Here is a 17,331-nt window from a genome sequence, read left to right as displayed (position 1 = left end):
GTGAGCCGAAGCCGGCCCCTCAATATGTGATCGTGACCGTGATCGTGTCGCTGTAGCTGCCCGGCGTCACGTTGCCCTGCGCCGGCACCCGGCCATAGACCGGGATGCTGCTGCCGGGATTGCCGCTGCCATCGACGGTATCGACGCCCGCCGAGCTGCCCCAGCGCAGCGAGCGTGCGGCGTCGCGGTACAGCTCGTAGCCGATGTAGTCGCCCGTGCCGCCGGCCATGCGCCGCTGGTTGCCCGAGGCATTCGCGCCATTGCTCAGCCCCACCTTCCAGGAGGTGCTGGGCGGGCAGGCCATCGTGATGGCGGCCGTGCCGTTGACTGCCGACGCCAGCGAGCTGGCGCTGCCGAAGTTCAGGTCGGTGGCCGTCACGCTGACGGCGCAGGCGCTGGAGTAGTTGGCCGTGACCTGCGTGTAGAACGTTGTCGTGCCGCTGTACTTGGCCGAGCTCGCGGTGCAGCTGTCGGGCGCGTTGCCGCTCTTCATGCCCCATACGACCTGGGAGTTGTAGATGTTGGCCTGGTAGCTGCCCGCCGCCAGCGACTGGCCGGATGGCACGCGGCCATACAGCGGGATGTTGATCGCGACGTTGCCGCTGCCGGCTGGCAGCACGTAGGTGCTGTTCACGTAGCCGTAGGTGCCCCCACCGGGCGGCGGACCGACGATGCTGCTGCGGGTCGCATCGGCGTAGATGTTGTAGGCCATCTGCGAACCGTTCCAGTTGGTCATGTAGCGCGGGGCGTAGCCGGCGATCTCGTTGCCCTGGTTGATGTACACGCAGTAGTTGATGTACATGGTCTGGCCGGTGTCGTTCTGGCAGGTGAAGCCCACGGTGGCGTTGGTGTCCGCGGCCGATGAAGCGGTCACGGTGCCGAAGGCCAGGCTGGGCTGACTGGCGACCCAGCAACTCGGGTCCGCATGCGCGGCGCTCATGCCGAGCAGCCACGCAAACGCCAGCGCCGACACGAATCTCGCGAATCTCAAGGCACACATGTCAAACGCTCCTTCTGCACACCACCTCCATCGGGTCTTTGCCACGTGAACTGTGCCCGGCACGCTGCGCCGTCCGGTGTGCGGACGGCCAGGGTGTTGCGCACGTCCAGCGTATCCAGGTACACCCAGCCGTCATAGCCCACGACGGCACCGCCGCCGGCTTGGCCGTTCACCTGCACCCTGCTGCCCAGTGGCAGGGGCTGGCCCTGCACGTCCAGCAGCGCCACGTGCGCGGCTCGCACGGGCGTGATGCCGAAGCGTGCCCGGGCACCTGACCGGTCGGCGGGGGTGATCAGGGTCTCGGCGCGCTCGATGCGCATGTCGGCGGGCAACTCCATCGGGTCGATCGCCAGTTTGTTGTTCTGGTAGGCATTCACCGGCACCACCAGCAGCAACCCGCGCGAATCGGTGCGGCCCACCGGGCGGTTCTCCAGCTTCACGGGCACGTCGGGCACGCCGTCGGTGTCGACCACCGCGAAGGCGTTGTCGATGCGCCGCGCGGCGAGCACGCCGCCGCCCATCAGCACCAGCGAACCGCTGGCGCCCGCGTAGGCGTAGCGGCTGGCGCGGCTGCCGCCCATGTCGCTCACGCCGGCCTGTGCGCTGCCGTACGGGCCGAGGTAGTTGATTTCGGCCTGGCCGCCCGTGATGTCGCCGCCGGTGCGCGCGGTGGCGCGCCAGCCCCAGCCGCCTTCGCCCGAAGGCGAGTGCTGGGCGCTGACAGTGCCCATCGTCTTCTGGTCGCCGCTGCGCTGCACGCTGGCGCTCAGGTTGCTGCTCGTGTCCCAAGACCAGCTCAGGCTGACGAAGACGCCACGGTCGCTGCGCTTGTCCAGGTTCTGGTTCATGCCGACCGAGATCGAGGTCGCGCGCCCCAGCGAGCGGAACCAGTTCATGCTGACATAGCGCGATGCGCTCTGTGCTGCAGGGCGCAGGTAGAGGTAGCTGAAGCTCACGTTGCCGAAGCCGCCCGCGTCGTAGCCGATGCTCGCGCTGGCGCTGCCCTTGGCGGGCGCAGAGCCGTAGGCCGTCGCCACGTCGCGGTAGTCGCCCTGGGTGCGAGTGCCGTTCAGTCCGATCGACAGGCGATCCTGTCGCCAGAGGTAGCCCAGGCTGGTCTGCGTGCCGCCACGGCTGCGGCTGCCGTTTGCGTCGTCTGCGCCGTGGGCGTCGTGGGCGTCGTGCCGGCTGCCCGACAGCGCCGCCGACAGCGTGCCCGCGGCGCCCAGCTGCCACACGCCGCCGGCACCGGCCAGCACCAGCCCGTGCGTGGCTTCGCCGTGGGCCTCGAGCGTGAAGCTGTCGCTGATGCCGCGGCGCCAGGTGCCGGTGAGCACCGGCTGCCGGCCGTAGTCGAAGGAGCGCAGGCCGTAGTTGCGGCGCACCACGCCCAGGTCCACGGTCCAGTCGCTCAGGCCGGGGGCCAGCAGGCGGCTGCTGTCGAAGAGCGCGAAGCTCAGCGTGGTGGCGCGGCCCAGCGCGTCGGTTACGACCACCTGCGCGTTGCCCGTGCTGTTGATGCGCGGCAGCGTGTTGAGCTGGAACGGGCCCGCCGGCACCTGGCCGCTGTACTGGCGGATGCCGTCGATGAACAGTTCCACATCGGAAGGCAGCGTGGCCGAGCCGATGAAGCTGGGCAGCGGCGCGGTCTGGCGGTAGGGCTGGAGGCCGAAGTTGCGCGCGAGCTGGATGCCGCCGATGCGCGTCGCGCGCGACCACGACACCGCGCCGGTGAAGGTATCGCCCACGCGCAAGGTGAGCAGGTCGTCGGGGAAAGAGAGGCTCCAGGTGCTGTCCATCCGCACGGACTGGTCCTTCCAGCCGGTGTCGCCGCGCGTGCGCTGCACCAGCCAGGTGTTGCTGAGCACGCTGTTGCCGCGGAAGGCGCGCAGTTCGCCGAAGGCGCTCAGGCTGGCATTGCGGCCCGCGCCCTGCGTGCCGTACAGGTCGTAGTTCAGCAGCAGGCCGGTGGACGTGCTCAGCGGCTGGGCGGCCGGGGTGGCCTGCCCGACCGTGGCGGTGGGCAGGCGCAACATCGCCAGCGGTGCGGTCAGGCTCAGTTGCTGGCGCGTGGCGTCGTAGCTGACCACCACGCCGGGCAGATCCTGCAGCGCGATCCCATCGGTGCCGCCTTCGGGCGGATCGAAACCCAGTTCGCGCAGCACCGCGCGAGACGCCCGCAGCGCGCCGCCCTGCATGTGGAACGGGTGCAATCCACGCGCCGTGCCGTTGAGCGTGACCTCCAGGTACAGCGCCATCGCGCCCGGCGCAGTGGACGCAGCCGGTGCAGCGGGCGTTGCCTGTGCGGATGAGACGGTCGGCGCCAGCGCAAGCAGGGCCAGCAAGGCCCTGGCTGCGTGCACGGATCGCTCAGCGCGCCAGCGGCGCAATGTCGGTGACCGTGGTTCTGCCATCGATCATGACCTGCCAGCGCCCGGCGCCAGCCAGCGCTGCGGGCGGTGCCTTCAAGGGCCAGCGCACGGTGGCGCCGGGCAGCACGTAGCCCAGCAGGCCCTGGTAGGCGGAGACGGTGCGGCCGTCCGCGCCCGTGAAGACGAGTTCAGCCAGCTGGGCGTGCAGGCCGCCGCTGTTGCTGACTTCGAGGATGGCCTGGCCGCCTTCGTTGCGCAGGCTCCAGCGCAACTGGGCAGGGGCCGGAGCCGCGCCTGCCGGGGACACGAAGATCGGCAGCGAGTGCCGCATCACGAAGTTCAGGTTGGAGCTCTTGCCGCCCGCTGCGGTCCCGGCGGCACCTTCGGCCCGGGGGATCGGCAGCTCATCCACCAGCACCCGGTAGGCGGTCTCGGCAGGGCCCGCCGGGGGCGGGCCGTTGCGGATGACGCGCACGAGCTGGCGTCCGTCCACGGGCAGTTCGAGCATGGGCGGGCTGACGATCAGCCCGTCCACGGGCTCCATGCGGTCCTGGCCGTCCACCTGCGTCCAGCGGAACACCCGGATCTGCGCGTTCAGCGGCGCCGTGCCGGTGTTGCTCAGCCACAGGCCGTCGGCCTGCTGGGTCGGCGCCAGCGTCAGCGTGACGGGCGAAACCTGCAGGCCGGCCGCCTGGGCCACGCCAGCCAGCAGGAATGCACCCCACAGCCCCAGAACGCCGAACGCACGCCTCATGTCAGATCCTGTGTGAAGACTTTTCAGTACGTCACCGTCACCGTCACGGTGTCGGCGTAGCTGTCGGGCGTGAAGTTGGCGTTGACGTTCTTGGCGTAGACGGTGTGGGTGATGGCCAAGCCGGTGCCCACGCCAGGAACGACATTGCCGCCCGTGCCGGCGGTGTTGCCCCAGGCGGTGCCGTAGCCCGAATCGGAGTACAGCGAGTACGGCACCTTGTCGGTGTTGGTGGCCGAGTTGGCGACCGACGACATGGCGCCCGTGCCGTTGGCCGTGCCGCCGTTGGCGGTCGAAGGCGCCAGGCCGATCGAGTAGGGCGTGGTCTTCGAGCAGGTGACCGAGATGGTGTTGCTGCCCGTCTGGTTCGTCGCAGAGGACAGCACGGCATTCCCCAGGTTGATGTCCGAAGCGCTGCCGGCCGTCACCGAGCAGCTCTTGAGGATGGTCATCTTGACCTGGAAGCTGGCGCCGGCTGTTTCAGCCTGGGCCGAAATGGAGGCGAGGGCGAGGGTGGAGACGGCGGCTGCGGCGATGGCATGCTTGAACATGAAGCACTCCTTATGAGTAAAAAGGGTTCTTTGAGGGGTGGTCTTGCAAGCAATATGAATACTTTTGCCTGTAATTGCCTCAAGGATGCCAAGGAGTCGCCTGCTTTTTATGTGTGTTTGTAAACTTCGTTGACAATTCGTGACGTATTGCCAGCCAGAAGCGAGCCACTGTTCCAATTTGTCTACAGATTCAGCGCGCGCAGGCCCGATCCGCGGCGACAAGGCCGCGGTTCAGGCGGGAAAAGAAACCGTGGAAAAAGGGGCCGCGCGGGCACCGAAGCCCCCGGGCCGGGTCAGCCCGAGGCCTTGACCGCGTCGACCAGGAAGCGCACGAAGGCCTTGGCCGCCGTGGGCAGCGAGCGGCCTGCCATGGTCTCGATGGCCAGGTGCCGTTCGTGCATCTCGCGGTCTTTCAGCGGAATGGCGATCAGCGCCTTGCTCTGCAGCAGCGTGCGGATCGACAGCGGCCCGTAGAAGGCGATGCTGCCGCCACCGGCCGCCGCGAAGCTCAGCAGCGAATTCGCATGGTTGCTCGTCATGGCCAACTGGTAGCGCAGCTCCTGCCGTGAGCAACTGGCATCGAGCAGGCGGCGGATGGAACTGTCTTCCTGCGGCAGCCCCAGCGGGTACGCCACCACCTGGCGAAGCGACAGCTGCCGCTGCTGCGCCAGCGGATGGTCGAGGGCCATCACGGCCAGGATGGGGCTGGGGTGCCGCAGTTCGATCTCGACGCCCGGCTCGGGCAGGGCGCTGAGGGTGATGCCGACGTCGGTTTCGCCGTCGCGCACCCGCCTTGAGATGTCGGCGGGCGCGCAGACCTCCAGGTGAAAGCGGATGCCCGCGTGCTGGAGGCGGAACTGCGCGATCAGCCGGGGAATGAAGTCGAAGGCGAAGCCCTCGGTGCTCGCCACGCGAACGTGCCCGGTGCGCAGGCCGCGCAGTCCGGCGATGTCGTTCGCGACCCGCTCGATGTCCTGCTGCGCCCGCTTGGCGTGCGCGGCCAGCAACTCGCCCGCGGCGTTGGGCACCATGCCCCGCGCATGGCGCTCGAACAGCAGCGTGTCGAGTTCGCGTTCCAGCCGCGCCACCTGCCGGCTCACGGCCGAGGGTGCGACGTTGAGCTTGAGCGCGGCTTCCTTCACCGAACCGGTCTTCACGACCTCGAGAAAGTAGCGCACTGCGGTTTCCTGCAAGGCGCGAGGTGTCATGGGGGCTCCAGCATGGGTTCGGTCGGGATGGCTTGTCGATTGCCGATTCGGCAATGATCGATTCGAAACATTGCGCTTGTGACAACGTGATGTCAATCCTAGGATGAACCGACCCCCTTCCAGAATCCTTGGAGTCCCGTGATGAAACGTCTTTCCTTCCTGGCGCGCGTGGCACTGCTCTTCGGCATCGGCCTCGGTGTTCTTCCGCTGGCCGCGCTGGCCGCCGCGTCGGACTTTCCCTCGCGTCCGGTCACGCTGGTCATTCCCTTTCCGCCCGGCGGCGCCACGGACGTCAACGGGCGCGTGATCGCGCAGCGCCTGGGCAAGGAGCTCGGCCAGCCGGTGGTGATCGAGAACCGCGGCGGCGCCGGCACGGTGGTCGGTGCAAGCTATGTGGCCAAGGCCACGCCCGACGGCTACACGCTGCTGCTCAGCTCGGGCTCGACATTCACCGTCAACCCTGCGATTCGCACCAACCTTCCGTACGACCCGGTGAAGAGCTTCGAGCCGATCGGCATCGCCGGGCGCGTTGCGCTGATCCTGCTGGCGAACAGCGAGGTCCCGGTGCAGACGGTGAAGCAGTTCGTGGACTACGTGAAGGCCTCGCCGGGCAAGTACTCGTACGGCTCCTACGGCACCGGCACCACCGCGCAGTTCGCCGGCGAAACCGTGCTGCATGCCACCGGCCTGAAGATGACGCACGTGCCCTACAAGGGCAGCGCCCCCGCCATGACCGACCTCATGGGGGGCCAGATCCCGTTCAGCATCGATACGGTGAGTGCGGCCGTCCCGCAGCTCAAGAGCGGCAAGATCAAGGCCATTGCGCTGACCACCGCGCGGCGCTCGGCACTGCTGCCCGACGTGCCCACCTTCGCCGAAAGCGGCTACGGCGAGGTCGACGTCGACTCGTGGCTCATGCTGGCGGCGCCGAAGGGTGTGCCTGCCGACGTGAAGGCCAGGCTGGAGAAGGCGCTGGCCGCGACCATCGCCGATCCGCAGACGAAGGCCAAGCTGCTGGCCACGGGCCTGGAGCCGAGTTTCAGCGATGCCGCTGCGTCGATCGAGCTGATCCACCGCGAACTTCCCGTGATGCGCGCCGTCGCGGCGCGCGCCAACATCACCGCAGATTGATGAGCCTCGCTAACCCCACCATCCACACCGCGCACGACGCCGACACCGCACTGGTCGAGAAATCCGCCGTCGAACTGCGTCGCCTCATCGGCAGCAAGCAGGTCTCGCCCGTCGAGCTGCTGGAGGCCTGCATCGCGCGCATCGAGCGCGTGAACCCCTTCGTCAACGCGGTCACCGCCACCTGCTTCGACCGCGCGCGCGCCGAAGCCCGGGACGCCGAAAGCGCCGTCATGCGCGGCGACACGCTGGGCCTGCTGCATGGCCTGCCGATGGGCGTGAAGGACCTGGAGCCCACCGAGGGTCTGCTCACCACCTGGGGCTCGCCGATCTACCGCGACCACGTGCCCACGGAAGACATCGAGCTCGTGGCCCGCCTGCGCCGCGCGGGCGCCATCGTCGCGGGCAAGACCAACGTGCCCGAGATGGGCGCGGGTGCCAATTCGCGCAACGATGTGTGGGGGGCCACCGGCAACCCCTTCAATCCGAACCTGAACGCGGGCGGCTCGTCCGGCGGTTCGGCGGCCGCGCTGGCCTGCGACATGCTGCCCGTGTGCACCGGCTCCGACACCGGCGGCTCGCTGCGCATTCCGGCCGCCAAGTGCGGCGTGGTGGGCTTCAGGCCCTCGCCCGGCGTCGTGCCCAGCGTGCGCAAGCCGCTGGGCTGGACGCCCATTTCGGTCGTCGGCCCCATGGGCCGCACCGTGGAAGAAGCCTGCCTGCAGCTGGCCGCGTCCGCCGGCATGTGCGCGGGCGATCCGCTGAGCTATCCGCTGGACCCGCTGTCCTTTCTCACGCCGCGGTCCGTCGACCTGGGCCGGCTGCGCGTGGCGTGGACCGAAGACTTCGGCACCTGCGCGGTCGACGACGGCATCCGCGCCACCTTCCGCCGCAAGATCGACGCCATGCGGCACCTGTTCGGCCGCTGCGACAAGGTCGAGTTCGACATGGGCGAGGCGCACCGCTGCTTCGACGTGCTGCGCGCCGAGGCCTTCGTGGCCGGCATGCAGGCGGCCTACGAGCGCGACTCCGGGAGCCTCGGCCCCAACCCGCGCGCCAACTACGAGATGGGCGCGAAGATGAGCCTGCTCGACAGCGCCTGGGCGCAGGCCGAGCAGACCCGGCTCCTGAAGCGCTTCCAGGCGACCTTTGCCGACTACGACCTCGTGCTGTCGCCGACCACGCCCGTCTCGCCGTTCCCGTGGACGCAGCTCTACGCCGCGACCATCAACGGCCAGGCGCAGGCCAACTACTACCGCTGGCTGGCGCTGACCTACGTGGTCACGCTGACCACGCACCCGGCGATGGCGCTGCCCTGCGGCCTCGACCACGCGGGCATGCCCTTCGGGCTGCAGGTCGTGGGCGGATTCCGGGCCGACCACCAGCTGCTGGGCGCGGCGCAGGCGATGGAGGCGGCGTTCGCGTCCGACCCTCTGCTGCGCCGTCCGCGCCCCGACCTGGCTGCGCTGCGCACGGCCGAACCCGCGCTCACTTCGATCGTCAGGATGCCGCCTGTCTTCGATGGCCGGCTGGCGGCATCCGCCGCGGTGTCGGCTGTCTGAGGCCGGCGTGCCCGGCCTGCAGCGTGTCGCTCAATATTCCTGAACCAGCGCGGGGGCGGGGTGCGCAGGCGCGCGGTCGCCCAGGTGCGGACTGCGGACATGCCGCGCCAATGGCCGGCTGTGAGCGGCCCTGTGCGGCGCTTCCTGCGGCCAGTCGCATTCCGCGTCACGCTTCAGCGACTCGAGATCGAGAATCACGATGCCGCGTGCATCGAGACACAGCAGGCCGTCCTTTTCCATCGACCGGAGTGCCTCGTTGATGCGCTGCCGGGACGCGCCGAGCATTCGCCCCAGCTCCTCCTGCGCAAGCTCGAAGCCGATGCGAATTCCCGTCTTGCCGTGCGCCACACCGTGGCGGCGCACCTGTTTCACCAGGAGCTTGATGAGGCGGTCGCGCAGCGACAGTGTCTTCAGGTCGTCGACCGTGCCGGCGAGGCTCCGGATGCATTGCGCTTGAAGCTGCAGCAGCGCGCCATACAGCTCGACATGGGTCGCCAGCAACGCGCGAAATTCGCTCTGGGGCATGAGGAGCACCGTGGTGTCTCCGTGCGCAAAGCAGTCGTGCATGCACCGTCCGCCTTCGACGATCGCGACGTCGGCGAACCAGGTGCCGGGCTCCATGTAGGCGATCGTGCGTTGCTTGCCCGCGCTGGTCGCGGAGCACACGCGCACCGCACCTTGCGCGCACCCCATCCAATGGCTGTCCAGCGCGCCTTGCGCGGCAATCTGTTCTCCGTGCACAAAGCGACGAACGACCACGGCGCGAAGAATGTCGTGGCGAAGTGTCGGGGAGAGCGATGAGAACCAGCGCCCTGCATTGATGCGCTCGCGTTCCTCAGTCCTGATGGCGAATCCGTTCATGGTGTTTCCTGTCCAGCCGCCTCCATTGGACCAGACCGCCGGCCAGGCCCAGGCAGCGCCGGATCGCAGCCTCGCTGAACACGACGGATGTCGAGCACATGGGAAGAGAGTAGAGCAGCACAGGCCAAGGCTGTCCCCACCCGGCTTGGGGGGCGATGACGCCGATGGCCGCCCCTGGCCCATGCGCCCGACCTCTGGACCGGCGGCCTTTCAGTGACTCGCGCTGGCGGGCGCGTGGGGCCCGCGATGGCGTGCGATCTCGCGGACATCCGTCCACCATTTCGACCATCGCTGTGCCACCTTGTCCGCGGTGAAGCGCTCGGCGGACGTCAAGGCGCCGAAGCGAAGGTCATAGGCTTTCTCGGGGTCTTCCAGCAGCGCCACGATCGCATCGGCCATCGCGCTGACCTGGCCGGGGGGAATCAGGATGCCGGCATTCCTGCCTTCCAGCAGATCCTTCGGGCCGTACTTCACGGAAAAGGCGACCAGCGGCCGTGCGTGGGCCAGGCACTCCAATCCGAACAACGAGAAGCCTTCTTCGCTGGACGGCATCACACCGAGGCTCGATTCCCTGAAGAGGGCCGCCACATCGCTGGAATAGCCGTGGATGTGGATGTTCCCTGCCAGGCCGGAGGCGTCGACGCGTGCCTGGAGCGCCGCCTGCAAGGGGCCGACGCCGTGCGTGTGCAACTGCGCGTCCGGGACCTTCTTGAGGACGCGCTCGAACACCTGGAAGAGAAGCTCATGCTGCTTCTCCGCGGTGTAGCGCGCCAGATAGATCACCCGCTTCTCCTGCAAGGAAGCGGATTCGACGATCTCGGGCACACCGGGCAACGCATGCGGAATCACATTCAGTTTTGCGGCCGGCACACCGGTCTCGAGCAGGTCCCGATGCTGCTCCTCGGTGGCAACGATCAGGCTGTCGCAGGAGTCCGCGTCTTCGAACAGATGCCGATAGCTGGTTTTCAGTTGCCCGTTGGGAAGCCGATGGGTGCTGTGCAGGAAGGCACTGACCGTGCAGTGAAGCCGGCGGCTGGTGACGCTGCGCCGGAGCTGGCGATACATCTTGTTCTTGTCGACGAGGAAGTGCCAGGTTACGTCCTTTTCAAGATTGGCGGCCATCATCGCGCAGACAAAATCGCTCTCGGTCGCGTAGGTGGTCGTGCGGCCCTGCGCATCGCGCATCTCGATGGCTTGGAGATCCGCGCCGCCTCGGCCCGGCTTGAACGTCTTTCGCATCAGGACCTGGCCGTTCGCCAATCCGAATTCCTCGCAACCGGTCTGAGTCGAATCCCAGGCTGCGGGGTGGCTCACCTTTCGCAGCGCAGGCTTGGCCGCAGTCGGCCTGGCCTTGGCAGCAGGCGAACTGCCTGCCGGACGCGATGAAGCGAGCGGGGTCAGCAAGCCCTCGTCGCTCATGTCGACCAGCCATTCGTAGACATTGAGCACCTTGGTGTCCGAAGGCAGCACCCCCTTGTCCTTCAGGCTCGCCTCGTTTTCACGCAGGCGAGGAGAGAAGTTGCTGGTCAGGATCCACGGGGTGATGCCGAGCTGACCATGAAAGAGGTGGGCGCGGCGGATGCCCGCGACCTCGATGCCGTTGCCGATCTGACGCAGGTTCTCCTGCAGGAACAGCACGCGCTCCGTGGCGGAAGGCCTCTGAACCCCCGTGGTCCCATGCGCGGGCGTTGTCGAGGCCTGGAGCGGCGCTTGCCCCGCATGGCGCGTCAACCCCCATTTCCTCCACGCGCGTGCTGCGGGGTGGGGGAGGAGGGCACCCTCCCGGGTGAGGTCTTGTTTCTCGCGGCTGTGTCCGTGCCCGGGCGCCAGTTCCTCAGGCGCCGGCCTGGCCTGCTGGGAGAGAGAGTCAGCGTGAGTCGATTTTTTTGCCTTGCCCGGGGATGAACTGGGTGCGGCCGACATGTCGACATGTTTCATCCCGGTGCTTCCTTCTCCGTTGGCAACGGTTTTGAAGATAGCTGACCAGAACCTGACTTACAACAGAATTAGGATGTGGCTGTGGTTACTCCCTAATTCAAAAGTGCTCGTTCATGAGCGAACGAGATGGCGTGCGGCGGTGATGCCGCAACCAGTGCACTCAGGGACGCAGCCGCACGGGCATGCGACGGTCCGGGGTCGCGCGTGCGCATTACTTCTTTGTAATGAAAGTGAAGGGCAATTGGCGAACTCGCGTCCTAGAGTGCCGCCACGCACAGGCGAGTCGGGCCTGGCACATCGCTTCACTTGAAATTTCTTGCATGCACCAGGTTCGCCTGTTCGTTCTGTGGATCGTGATGTTCGCCGTGCCCTTCCAGGGGTACGCAGCGGCAGCCATGGTCTTTTGCGGACCGGGACATGCGGGACCGACGGCAGCAGTTGCCGTCAAGGTGCCGGGTCATGCCCAGCATCCGCATGCGGACGGCCATGGCGATCCTTCGTATGAAGGGGCGCAGGAAGCCAAGCCGCCGGCGAAGACCGACGACGCGATGCACAAGTGCAGCATCTGCAGTGCCTGCCATGCCACGGCCCTGACCACCACGCTGGCGTGGGCCCTCTTCCACGATCTTCCCCAAGCCGACCTGGCGGAGCCCGTCATCCCGATGGCCACGCTCCCGCCGCGCGTTCTCGACAAGCCGCCTCGCACCTGACGCGTTCGTGCGCCTGTGACCCTGCGTCACGCCCTTCGGGCGGCCATGACGTGCGCCGTTCATGACTGGGCTTTCCACCGCCACAAGAGGCTCGCACGCTGAATGCGATGGGGCACGACGTGCCCACGTCGATCGGCCTTGCGCCCAAGGGCGGGCATCGATCCCTTGTCGTTCTCTCTCCCTGACTCCTCCCTATCCTCATCCACCCCAAAAGGAAACTCATGAAAGCAGCAACTCGCAACACCACCCTCGCAGCGCTGATCGTGCTGGCATCCGCGGGCGCCCTCGCGTCCGGCACGCACGCCGGCGGCCACGGCCACGATGCGAACGAAGCGGTCGGCAAGCCCGGCGTCGCCGCCAAGGTCACGCGCACGATCCACGTCGACATGACCGACACCATGCGCTTCTCGCCGGCCGACATCAGCGTCAGGCAGGGCGAGACCGTGCGCTTCGTCGTCAAGAACTCCGGTGTGCTGAGGCATGAACTCGTGCTCGGTACCGAAAAGGAGCTCAAGGCGCACTACGAAGCCATGAAGAAGAACCCCGAGATGGAGCACGCCGATCCGAACATGGTCACGCTGGCCGCAGGCAAGACCGGCGAGATCGTCTGGCAGTTCACCAAGGCCGGCAAGGTCGACTTCGGTTGCCTGCAACCGGGCCACTACGACGCGGGCATGAAAGGCGCCGTGAAGGTCTCGAAGGCCGGAAAGTAGGCGCGGCCCGCCCGCCGCTTGACCTTGACATGGTGTCAAGCCTGAAACTGGAGGCACTTTCAAGACAAGGAGCTTTCCATGGAAGAGTTTGTCATCGAGTCGATGTCCTGCGGGGGCTGCGCCGGGCGGATCGCGCGGGCGGTCAAGCAACTGGATGGCCAGGCCAGGATCGAAGTGGACCTCGCGGCCCGCACCGTGCGCATCGACAGCACCGAAGACCGCGCGGCCGTGGCTGACGCGCTGACGGAAGCGGGCTACCCGCCGAAGTGATCCGTCCCGCACGACGGGGCACCTGGCCATCTTTCGTTGGAGAAGCTGAATGAACACCACGCCTTCCAGCCCGCACGCGCACCATGCCGGGCACCACGGAGCGCATGCGCCCGAGGCGAGCCTAAAGGACCCCGTGTGCGGGATGGCCGTGACCGCCCAGTCGCCGCACGTCCTGCAGCATGCCGGCGCGCCGGTCCATTTCTGCAGCGCGGGTTGCAAGGCCAAATTCGAGGCCGACCCCGCCAGATACATCAAGCCTGATTCGCACGCACCGGAAGCGCCCACGCAGCCCGGCCCCGTGGGCACGATGTACACCTGCCCCATGCACCCGGAGATCCGGCAGGCGCACCCGGGAAACTGCCCCAAGTGCGGCATGGCGCTGGAGCCCGAGATGCCGTCCCTCGAGGAGGGCGAGGACCCCGAGCTCAAGGACTTCAAGCGGCGCTTCTTCTGGACCTTGCCGCTCACCCTCGTCGTCACGGTGCTCGCCATGGCCGGCCATCGCCTGCAGTGGTTCGCGATGGACACGCAGAGCTGGATCGAACTCGTGCTTACCGTGCCGATCGTGCTGTGGGCCGGCTGGCCGTTCTTCGAGCGCGCGGTGCAATCGGTCGCGAACCGCAGCCCGAACATGTGGACCCTGATCGGCCTGGGCACGGGCGCTGCCTTTGTCTACAGCCTCGTGGCCACGGTGGCGCCAGGCGTCTTTCCGGCATCGTTCGTTTCGATGGGGCGTGTCTCGGTCTACTTCGAGGCCGCCGCGGTGATCATTTCGCTCACGCTGCTGGGACAGATCCTCGAACTCAAGGCGCGCTCGCAAACCTCCGCCGCCATCAAGTCGCTGCTGAGCCTTGCGCCCAAGACCGCCCGCCGGATCGGCGCCGACGGCACCGAGGAAGATGTGCCGATCGGCCACGTGCACGTCGGCGACAGGCTGCGCGTGCGCCCTGGCGAGAACGTGCCCGTCGATGGCGTGGTGATCGAAGGCGTCAGCGCCGTCGACGAGTCGATGCTTACCGGAGAGCCGTTGCCCGTCACCAAACGGATCGGCGACAAGCTCATCGGCGCCACGATGAACACCAACGGTGCGCTGGTCATGCAGTCCGAGAAGGTCGGCTCCCAGACCGTGCTCGCGAGCATCGTCCAGATGGTCGCGCAGGCCCAGCGCTCCAGGGCGCCGATGCAGCGAATGGCCGATCACGTCGCCGGCTACTTCGTCATGGCGGTCATCGCCATCGCAGTGCTGACCTTCTTCGCCTGGGGTCTGTTCGGGCCTGAGCCGAGCTGGACGCACGGCCTCATCAACGCAGTGGCGGTGCTCATCATTGCCTGCCCCTGTGCGCTCGGCCTGGCCACGCCCATGTCGATCATGGTGGCCACGGGCAAGGCCGCGACGCAGGGCGTGCTGTTCCGCGATGCCGCGGCGATCGAGAACTTCCGCAAGGTCGATGCGCTCATCGTCGACAAGACCGGCACCTTGACGGAAGGCCGGCCGCAGTTCGAACGCGCGGTGCCTTCGCCGGGCTTCACGGAAGACGAGGTGCTGCGGCTCGCAGCCAGTCTGGACCAGGGCAGCGAACACCCGCTGGCCGACGCCATCGTGCGCGCGGCACGCGAGCGCAACCTTGCGCTGGCGACGCCCGACGATTTCGAATCCAGCAGCGGCATCGGCGTGAGCGGCGGCGTCGAGGGCCGGAAGCTGGCACTCGGCAACACCGCGCTCATGGATCAGTTGCGCGTCCCGGTCAACGACCTGAAGCCGAAGGCCGAGGCCCTGCGGGCGGAGGGCGCCAGCGTCATGTTCCTGGCGGTCGACGGCCGGCCCGCCGGCCTGCTCGCGGTCTCGGACCCGATCAAGGCCACCACCATGGAAGCGCTGGCCGCGCTCAAGGCCTCAGGCATGCGGGTGATCATGGCCACCGGCGACGGGCTCACCACGGCCCGGGCCGTGGCGGCGAGGCTGGGCATCGACGAGGTCCACGGCGAGGTCAAGCCCGCCGACAAGCTCGCGCTGGTCGACAGGCTGCAGCGCGAAGGCCGCGTCGTCGCGATGGCGGGCGACGGCATCAACGACGCCCCCGCGCTGGCCAAGGCCGATGTGGGCGTGGCCATGGGCACCGGCACCGACGTCGCGATGAACAGCGCCCAGGTGACGCTGGTCAAGGGCGACCTGCGTGGCATTGCACAGGCGCGCGTCATCTCCGAGCAGACCATCGCCAACATGAAGCAGAACCTGGGCTTCGCGTTCCTCTACAACGCCCTGGGCGTGCCGCTGGCCGCGGGCGTGCTGTTCCCGTTCACCGGATGGCTGTTGTCGCCGATGATCGCGGCGTTGGCGATGAGCCTGAGTTCGGCGTCGGTCATCACCAATGCCTTGCGCTTGCGGGGCGTCAAGGGCGACGCGCATGCGTCGCACGCCGGAGGGAAATCGGGCTAGGCCATCCCGTACCGCAGCAACCAGTTCCAGATCACCACCGACCCGTTGGACATGGCCAGTGCTTCCTTCGCATAGCCCATGAGGTCGGCCAGCCGCACCTCGGCGCGGATGACGACATCGTGGCGCTGCAGGTCTTCCTCCTTCACATCCGCGCGGCGCCGGTCGAGTTCGTCGCGCAGCACCGTGGCGTAGGCCCGGGGGCTCTTCAGCCGGAGGAACATGATCGGCTCGACCACCGCGTCGAGTTCGGGGTCGACGAAGGTGTGGATCTCGGGTTCGCGCGAGACGATCTGGTCGCCGTGCGCGTCCCTGATGAGCTGCTGGGCTTCTTCGAGCGAGGCCTCGTTCGACGCGTAGATCTGGCCGCCGCGTCCTTCGCAGATGAAGAGGTACTGGTCGGGGCGCGAGAGCCAGTCGACCGGTCCGCGCTGGGCAAAGACGGCCAGGCCTTCGGCGCCGGGCAGCAGCGACTGGCGCAGCGGGTACTTGATGAGCGGGTCTTCAGCGAACATCTTGCAGCTTCCTTGAAATGACCGGCGACGAACGTTCGGCGCGCCGGTCGCCGGGCACCACCAGCACGTCGCCCGTGGCCCAGCACAGCACGCGTTGCGCGACGCTGCCGAACAGGAAGTCGGCCAGCGGATGGGCGCGGCGCTTGCCGACCACCAGCAGCTCGGCGCGTGCGTGCTGCTGCTGCACCGTGGCCTGCCGTGCCGTGCCGGGTCGCCGCGGCCGATGGCCGACAGCACGCGATTGCGCCGCGCGTTCGACGAGTCGGTCAGCGAGAACAGCCGCTCGCGTGCCTGCCGCATGCTGTCGTGGCGGTAGGCCTTGATGGCATGGTCCGACACCTCGGCATAGCGCAGCTTGCTTTCGTGCATCGTGTTGAGCGCATGGAACAGCTCCAGCGAGGCGTTCGGGTCCAGCCCGTGGGCCAGGCTCACGAGTTCGCGCGATGCCGGTGTGAAGTCGACGGCCACCAGGATGCGGCCGTAGCGTAGGCGCGTGTCCAGCCGCGTCACGAGCACCGGGCAGCGCAGCTGCCGCAGCAGGCGCTCCACGGGCTGGCCGGTGAAGAAGGCGCCGGGCGAGCGGTCGCGTTCATAGCTGACCACCACGAGGTCGACGTGGCATGCCTCGTCGACGATCTGCGCGAAACCCCCGCTGGGGCCTGCGACCTGCTTGACCAGCACGTCGAAGCGCGAGGCAATGGAGCGTGCCAGCGCGGCGAGGGCGGTCGCCGCTTCGGCGTGCGCCAGCGGCGCGAGGTCCGCGGGTGCGTACACGATCTTCAGCAGCGCGCCATGTTCGGCGGCGAGCAGGGCGGCGCGTTCGGCGGCCCGGTTGCCGCGTGCCGAGAGGTCGGTGACGGCGAGGATGGATCGAAAAGACGGCGTATCGGATGCGACGCCATCGCTGCGGGGAAGGGCGTGCTCCCGCGGGCCCAGTTGATGTTGCATGACGCACTCCAGTCGAACGCGACCCCGGAGCCCGGGGGCGCAGCCGCGCGGGGCAGGTGCCCGGCGGTCGATGGTTTGCGCTGAAAGGGAAGAGAAAGAGGCGGACCGCCGGGCTCAGGAATGTGCGGGCGTCTGCTGAGCCGCCGCTGTCACCCACGCAAGCGAGGGCGTGCAACCGCCGAGGCGGGACGTCCGGGTGTGGAGGAGGAAGGGCTGGGCGGTCATGGCGGGGAGTCTAGGCCACGGGCCGCTGAATCGGGTCAGTACCCGCACGACCTTTGCCAGATTGAAAGGCCCGTGAAAGGCCGGTTCACGGGCGGCTTCCCATTTTTCCTTCTCGTTTGTCATGCAGTCATGGGAGAAAGGAGAC

At 67.8% G+C, this 17,331-nt stretch carries 15 protein-coding genes and 1 pseudogene; 6 read left to right on the top strand and 10 right to left on the bottom strand.

Translation table 11 applies throughout. The features are described 5' to 3' along the window. Positions 1-19: 19 nt before the first annotated feature. The 5 genes from D3H34_RS13155 to D3H34_RS13135 form a co-directional block, all read right to left on the bottom strand. Entirely contained in the window at positions 20-1,000 is a 981-nt protein-coding gene (locus D3H34_RS13155; RefSeq protein WP_119553902.1) for a Csu type fimbrial protein, read from the bottom strand. Then, entirely contained in the window at positions 988-3,363 is a 2,376-nt protein-coding gene (locus D3H34_RS13150) for a fimbria/pilus outer membrane usher protein (protein ID WP_205736720.1), read from the bottom strand. The genes D3H34_RS13155 and D3H34_RS13150 overlap by 13 nt, the downstream gene beginning before the upstream one ends. A 7-nt stretch (positions 3,364-3,370) precedes the next feature. Continuing rightward, positions 3,371-4,126, bottom strand: coding sequence for a fimbrial biogenesis chaperone (locus D3H34_RS13145; RefSeq protein WP_119553900.1), 756 nt, complete (start codon positions 4,124-4,126; stop codon positions 3,371-3,373). A 23-nt stretch (positions 4,127-4,149) separates the two neighbouring features. After that, on the bottom strand, positions 4,150-4,674 hold the full coding sequence (locus D3H34_RS13140; protein ID WP_119553899.1) for a Csu type fimbrial protein: 525 nt from the start codon (positions 4,672-4,674) through the stop codon (positions 4,150-4,152). Between the two features lie 293 nt (positions 4,675-4,967). Further along, the gene (locus D3H34_RS13135) at positions 4,968-5,882 is read right to left on the bottom strand and encodes a LysR family transcriptional regulator (protein ID WP_119553898.1); all 915 of its coding nucleotides are present in this window, start codon (positions 5,880-5,882) and stop codon (positions 4,968-4,970) included. A gap of 141 nt (positions 5,883-6,023) precedes the next feature. On the opposite strand from D3H34_RS13135, the gene D3H34_RS13130 reads away from it, so the two are divergent. Together D3H34_RS13130 and D3H34_RS13125 are read left to right on the top strand one after the other, a co-directional pair. After that, complete coding sequence (locus D3H34_RS13130; protein WP_119553897.1) at positions 6,024-7,013, top strand: Bug family tripartite tricarboxylate transporter substrate binding protein; 990 nt, start codon at positions 6,024-6,026, stop codon at positions 7,011-7,013. Then, on the top strand, positions 7,013-8,572 hold the full coding sequence (locus D3H34_RS13125) for an amidase (protein WP_119553896.1): 1,560 nt from the start codon (positions 7,013-7,015) through the stop codon (positions 8,570-8,572). Before D3H34_RS13130 ends, D3H34_RS13125 begins: the two co-directional genes overlap by 1 nt. Before the next feature lie 30 nt (positions 8,573-8,602). Here D3H34_RS13125 and D3H34_RS13120 read toward each other — a convergent pair whose 3' ends face one another. Next, positions 8,603-9,433, bottom strand: a complete 831-nt coding sequence (locus D3H34_RS13120) for a Crp/Fnr family transcriptional regulator (RefSeq protein WP_119553895.1) — start codon at positions 9,431-9,433, stop codon at positions 8,603-8,605. 210 nt (positions 9,434-9,643) lie between these two features. Then, the gene (locus tag D3H34_RS13115; RefSeq protein ID WP_167481187.1) at positions 9,644-11,071 is read right to left on the bottom strand and encodes a glycosyltransferase; all 1,428 of its coding nucleotides are present in this window, start codon (positions 11,069-11,071) and stop codon (positions 9,644-9,646) included. A gap of 620 nt (positions 11,072-11,691) precedes the next feature. Here D3H34_RS13115 and D3H34_RS13110 point away from each other — a divergent pair. From D3H34_RS13110 to D3H34_RS13095, 4 genes are all read left to right on the top strand, one after another. After that, a complete protein-coding gene (locus tag D3H34_RS13110; RefSeq protein ID WP_286185675.1) occupies positions 11,692-12,081 on the top strand; it encodes a hypothetical protein in 390 nt (129 codons plus the stop codon). Between the two features lie 221 nt (positions 12,082-12,302). Beyond that, on the top strand, positions 12,303-12,794 hold the full coding sequence (locus D3H34_RS13105; protein ID WP_119553893.1) for a cupredoxin domain-containing protein: 492 nt from the start codon (positions 12,303-12,305) through the stop codon (positions 12,792-12,794). Positions 12,795-12,872: 78 nt separating this feature from the next. Then, positions 12,873-13,064 carry a heavy-metal-associated domain-containing protein gene (locus D3H34_RS13100; RefSeq protein WP_119553892.1) on the top strand — a complete coding sequence of 64 codons (192 nt, stop codon included), beginning with the start codon at positions 12,873-12,875 and terminating at the stop codon, positions 13,062-13,064. Positions 13,065-13,113: 49 nt separating this feature from the next. After that, the gene (locus D3H34_RS13095; protein WP_119553891.1) at positions 13,114-15,501 is read left to right on the top strand and encodes a heavy metal translocating P-type ATPase; all 2,388 of its coding nucleotides are present in this window, start codon (positions 13,114-13,116) and stop codon (positions 15,499-15,501) included. On the opposite strand, the gene D3H34_RS34940 is transcribed toward D3H34_RS13095, so the two are convergent. From D3H34_RS34940 to D3H34_RS34930, 3 genes and pseudogenes are all read right to left on the bottom strand, one after another. Continuing rightward, positions 15,498-16,013, bottom strand: a complete 516-nt coding sequence (locus tag D3H34_RS34940; protein WP_350308480.1) for a hypothetical protein — start codon at positions 16,011-16,013, stop codon at positions 15,498-15,500. The genes D3H34_RS13095 and D3H34_RS34940 overlap by 4 nt on opposite strands. Further along, on the bottom strand, positions 16,003-16,167 hold the full coding sequence (locus tag D3H34_RS34990; protein WP_434057685.1) for a hypothetical protein: 165 nt from the start codon (positions 16,165-16,167) through the stop codon (positions 16,003-16,005). Before D3H34_RS34990 ends, D3H34_RS34940 begins: the two co-directional genes overlap by 11 nt. A 359-nt stretch (positions 16,168-16,526) precedes the next feature. After that, a pseudogene (locus D3H34_RS34930) lies at positions 16,527-16,961 on the bottom strand (universal stress protein); the annotation flags it as partial. Positions 16,962-17,331: the final 370 nt, after the last annotated feature.

Source organism: Acidovorax cavernicola (genome assembly GCF_003581445.1).
Note: the sequence above shows the minus strand (reverse complement) of the source record. Positions and strands in the feature narration are given on the sequence as shown.

What these genes read in the sequence shown, in the direction of transcription:
- D3H34_RS13100 (WP_119553892.1), top strand. Translation starts at nt 12,873, where the DNA reads ATGGAAGAGTTTGTCATCGAGTCGATGTCCTGCGGGGGCTGCGCCGGG.
- D3H34_RS13145 (WP_119553900.1), bottom strand. Translation starts at nt 4,126, where the DNA reads ATGAGGCGTGCGTTCGGCGTTCTGGGGCTGTGGGGTGCATTCCTGCTG.
- D3H34_RS13125 (WP_119553896.1), top strand. Translation starts at nt 7,013, where the DNA reads ATGAGCCTCGCTAACCCCACCATCCACACCGCGCACGACGCCGACACC.
- D3H34_RS13130 (WP_119553897.1), top strand. Translation starts at nt 6,024, where the DNA reads ATGAAACGTCTTTCCTTCCTGGCGCGCGTGGCACTGCTCTTCGGCATC.
- D3H34_RS13120 (WP_119553895.1), bottom strand. Translation starts at nt 9,433, where the DNA reads ATGAACGGATTCGCCATCAGGACTGAGGAACGCGAGCGCATCAATGCA.
- D3H34_RS13140 (WP_119553899.1), bottom strand. Translation starts at nt 4,674, where the DNA reads ATGTTCAAGCATGCCATCGCCGCAGCCGCCGTCTCCACCCTCGCCCTC.
- D3H34_RS13105 (WP_119553893.1), top strand. Translation starts at nt 12,303, where the DNA reads ATGAAAGCAGCAACTCGCAACACCACCCTCGCAGCGCTGATCGTGCTG.
- D3H34_RS13135 (WP_119553898.1), bottom strand. Translation starts at nt 5,882, where the DNA reads ATGACACCTCGCGCCTTGCAGGAAACCGCAGTGCGCTACTTTCTCGAG.
- D3H34_RS13110 (WP_286185675.1), top strand. Translation starts at nt 11,692, where the DNA reads ATGCACCAGGTTCGCCTGTTCGTTCTGTGGATCGTGATGTTCGCCGTG.
- D3H34_RS34940 (WP_350308480.1), bottom strand. Translation starts at nt 16,013, where the DNA reads ATGTTCGCTGAAGACCCGCTCATCAAGTACCCGCTGCGCCAGTCGCTG.
- D3H34_RS13095 (WP_119553891.1), top strand. Translation starts at nt 13,114, where the DNA reads ATGAACACCACGCCTTCCAGCCCGCACGCGCACCATGCCGGGCACCAC.
- D3H34_RS13155 (WP_119553902.1), bottom strand. Translation starts at nt 1,000, where the DNA reads ATGTGTGCCTTGAGATTCGCGAGATTCGTGTCGGCGCTGGCGTTTGCG.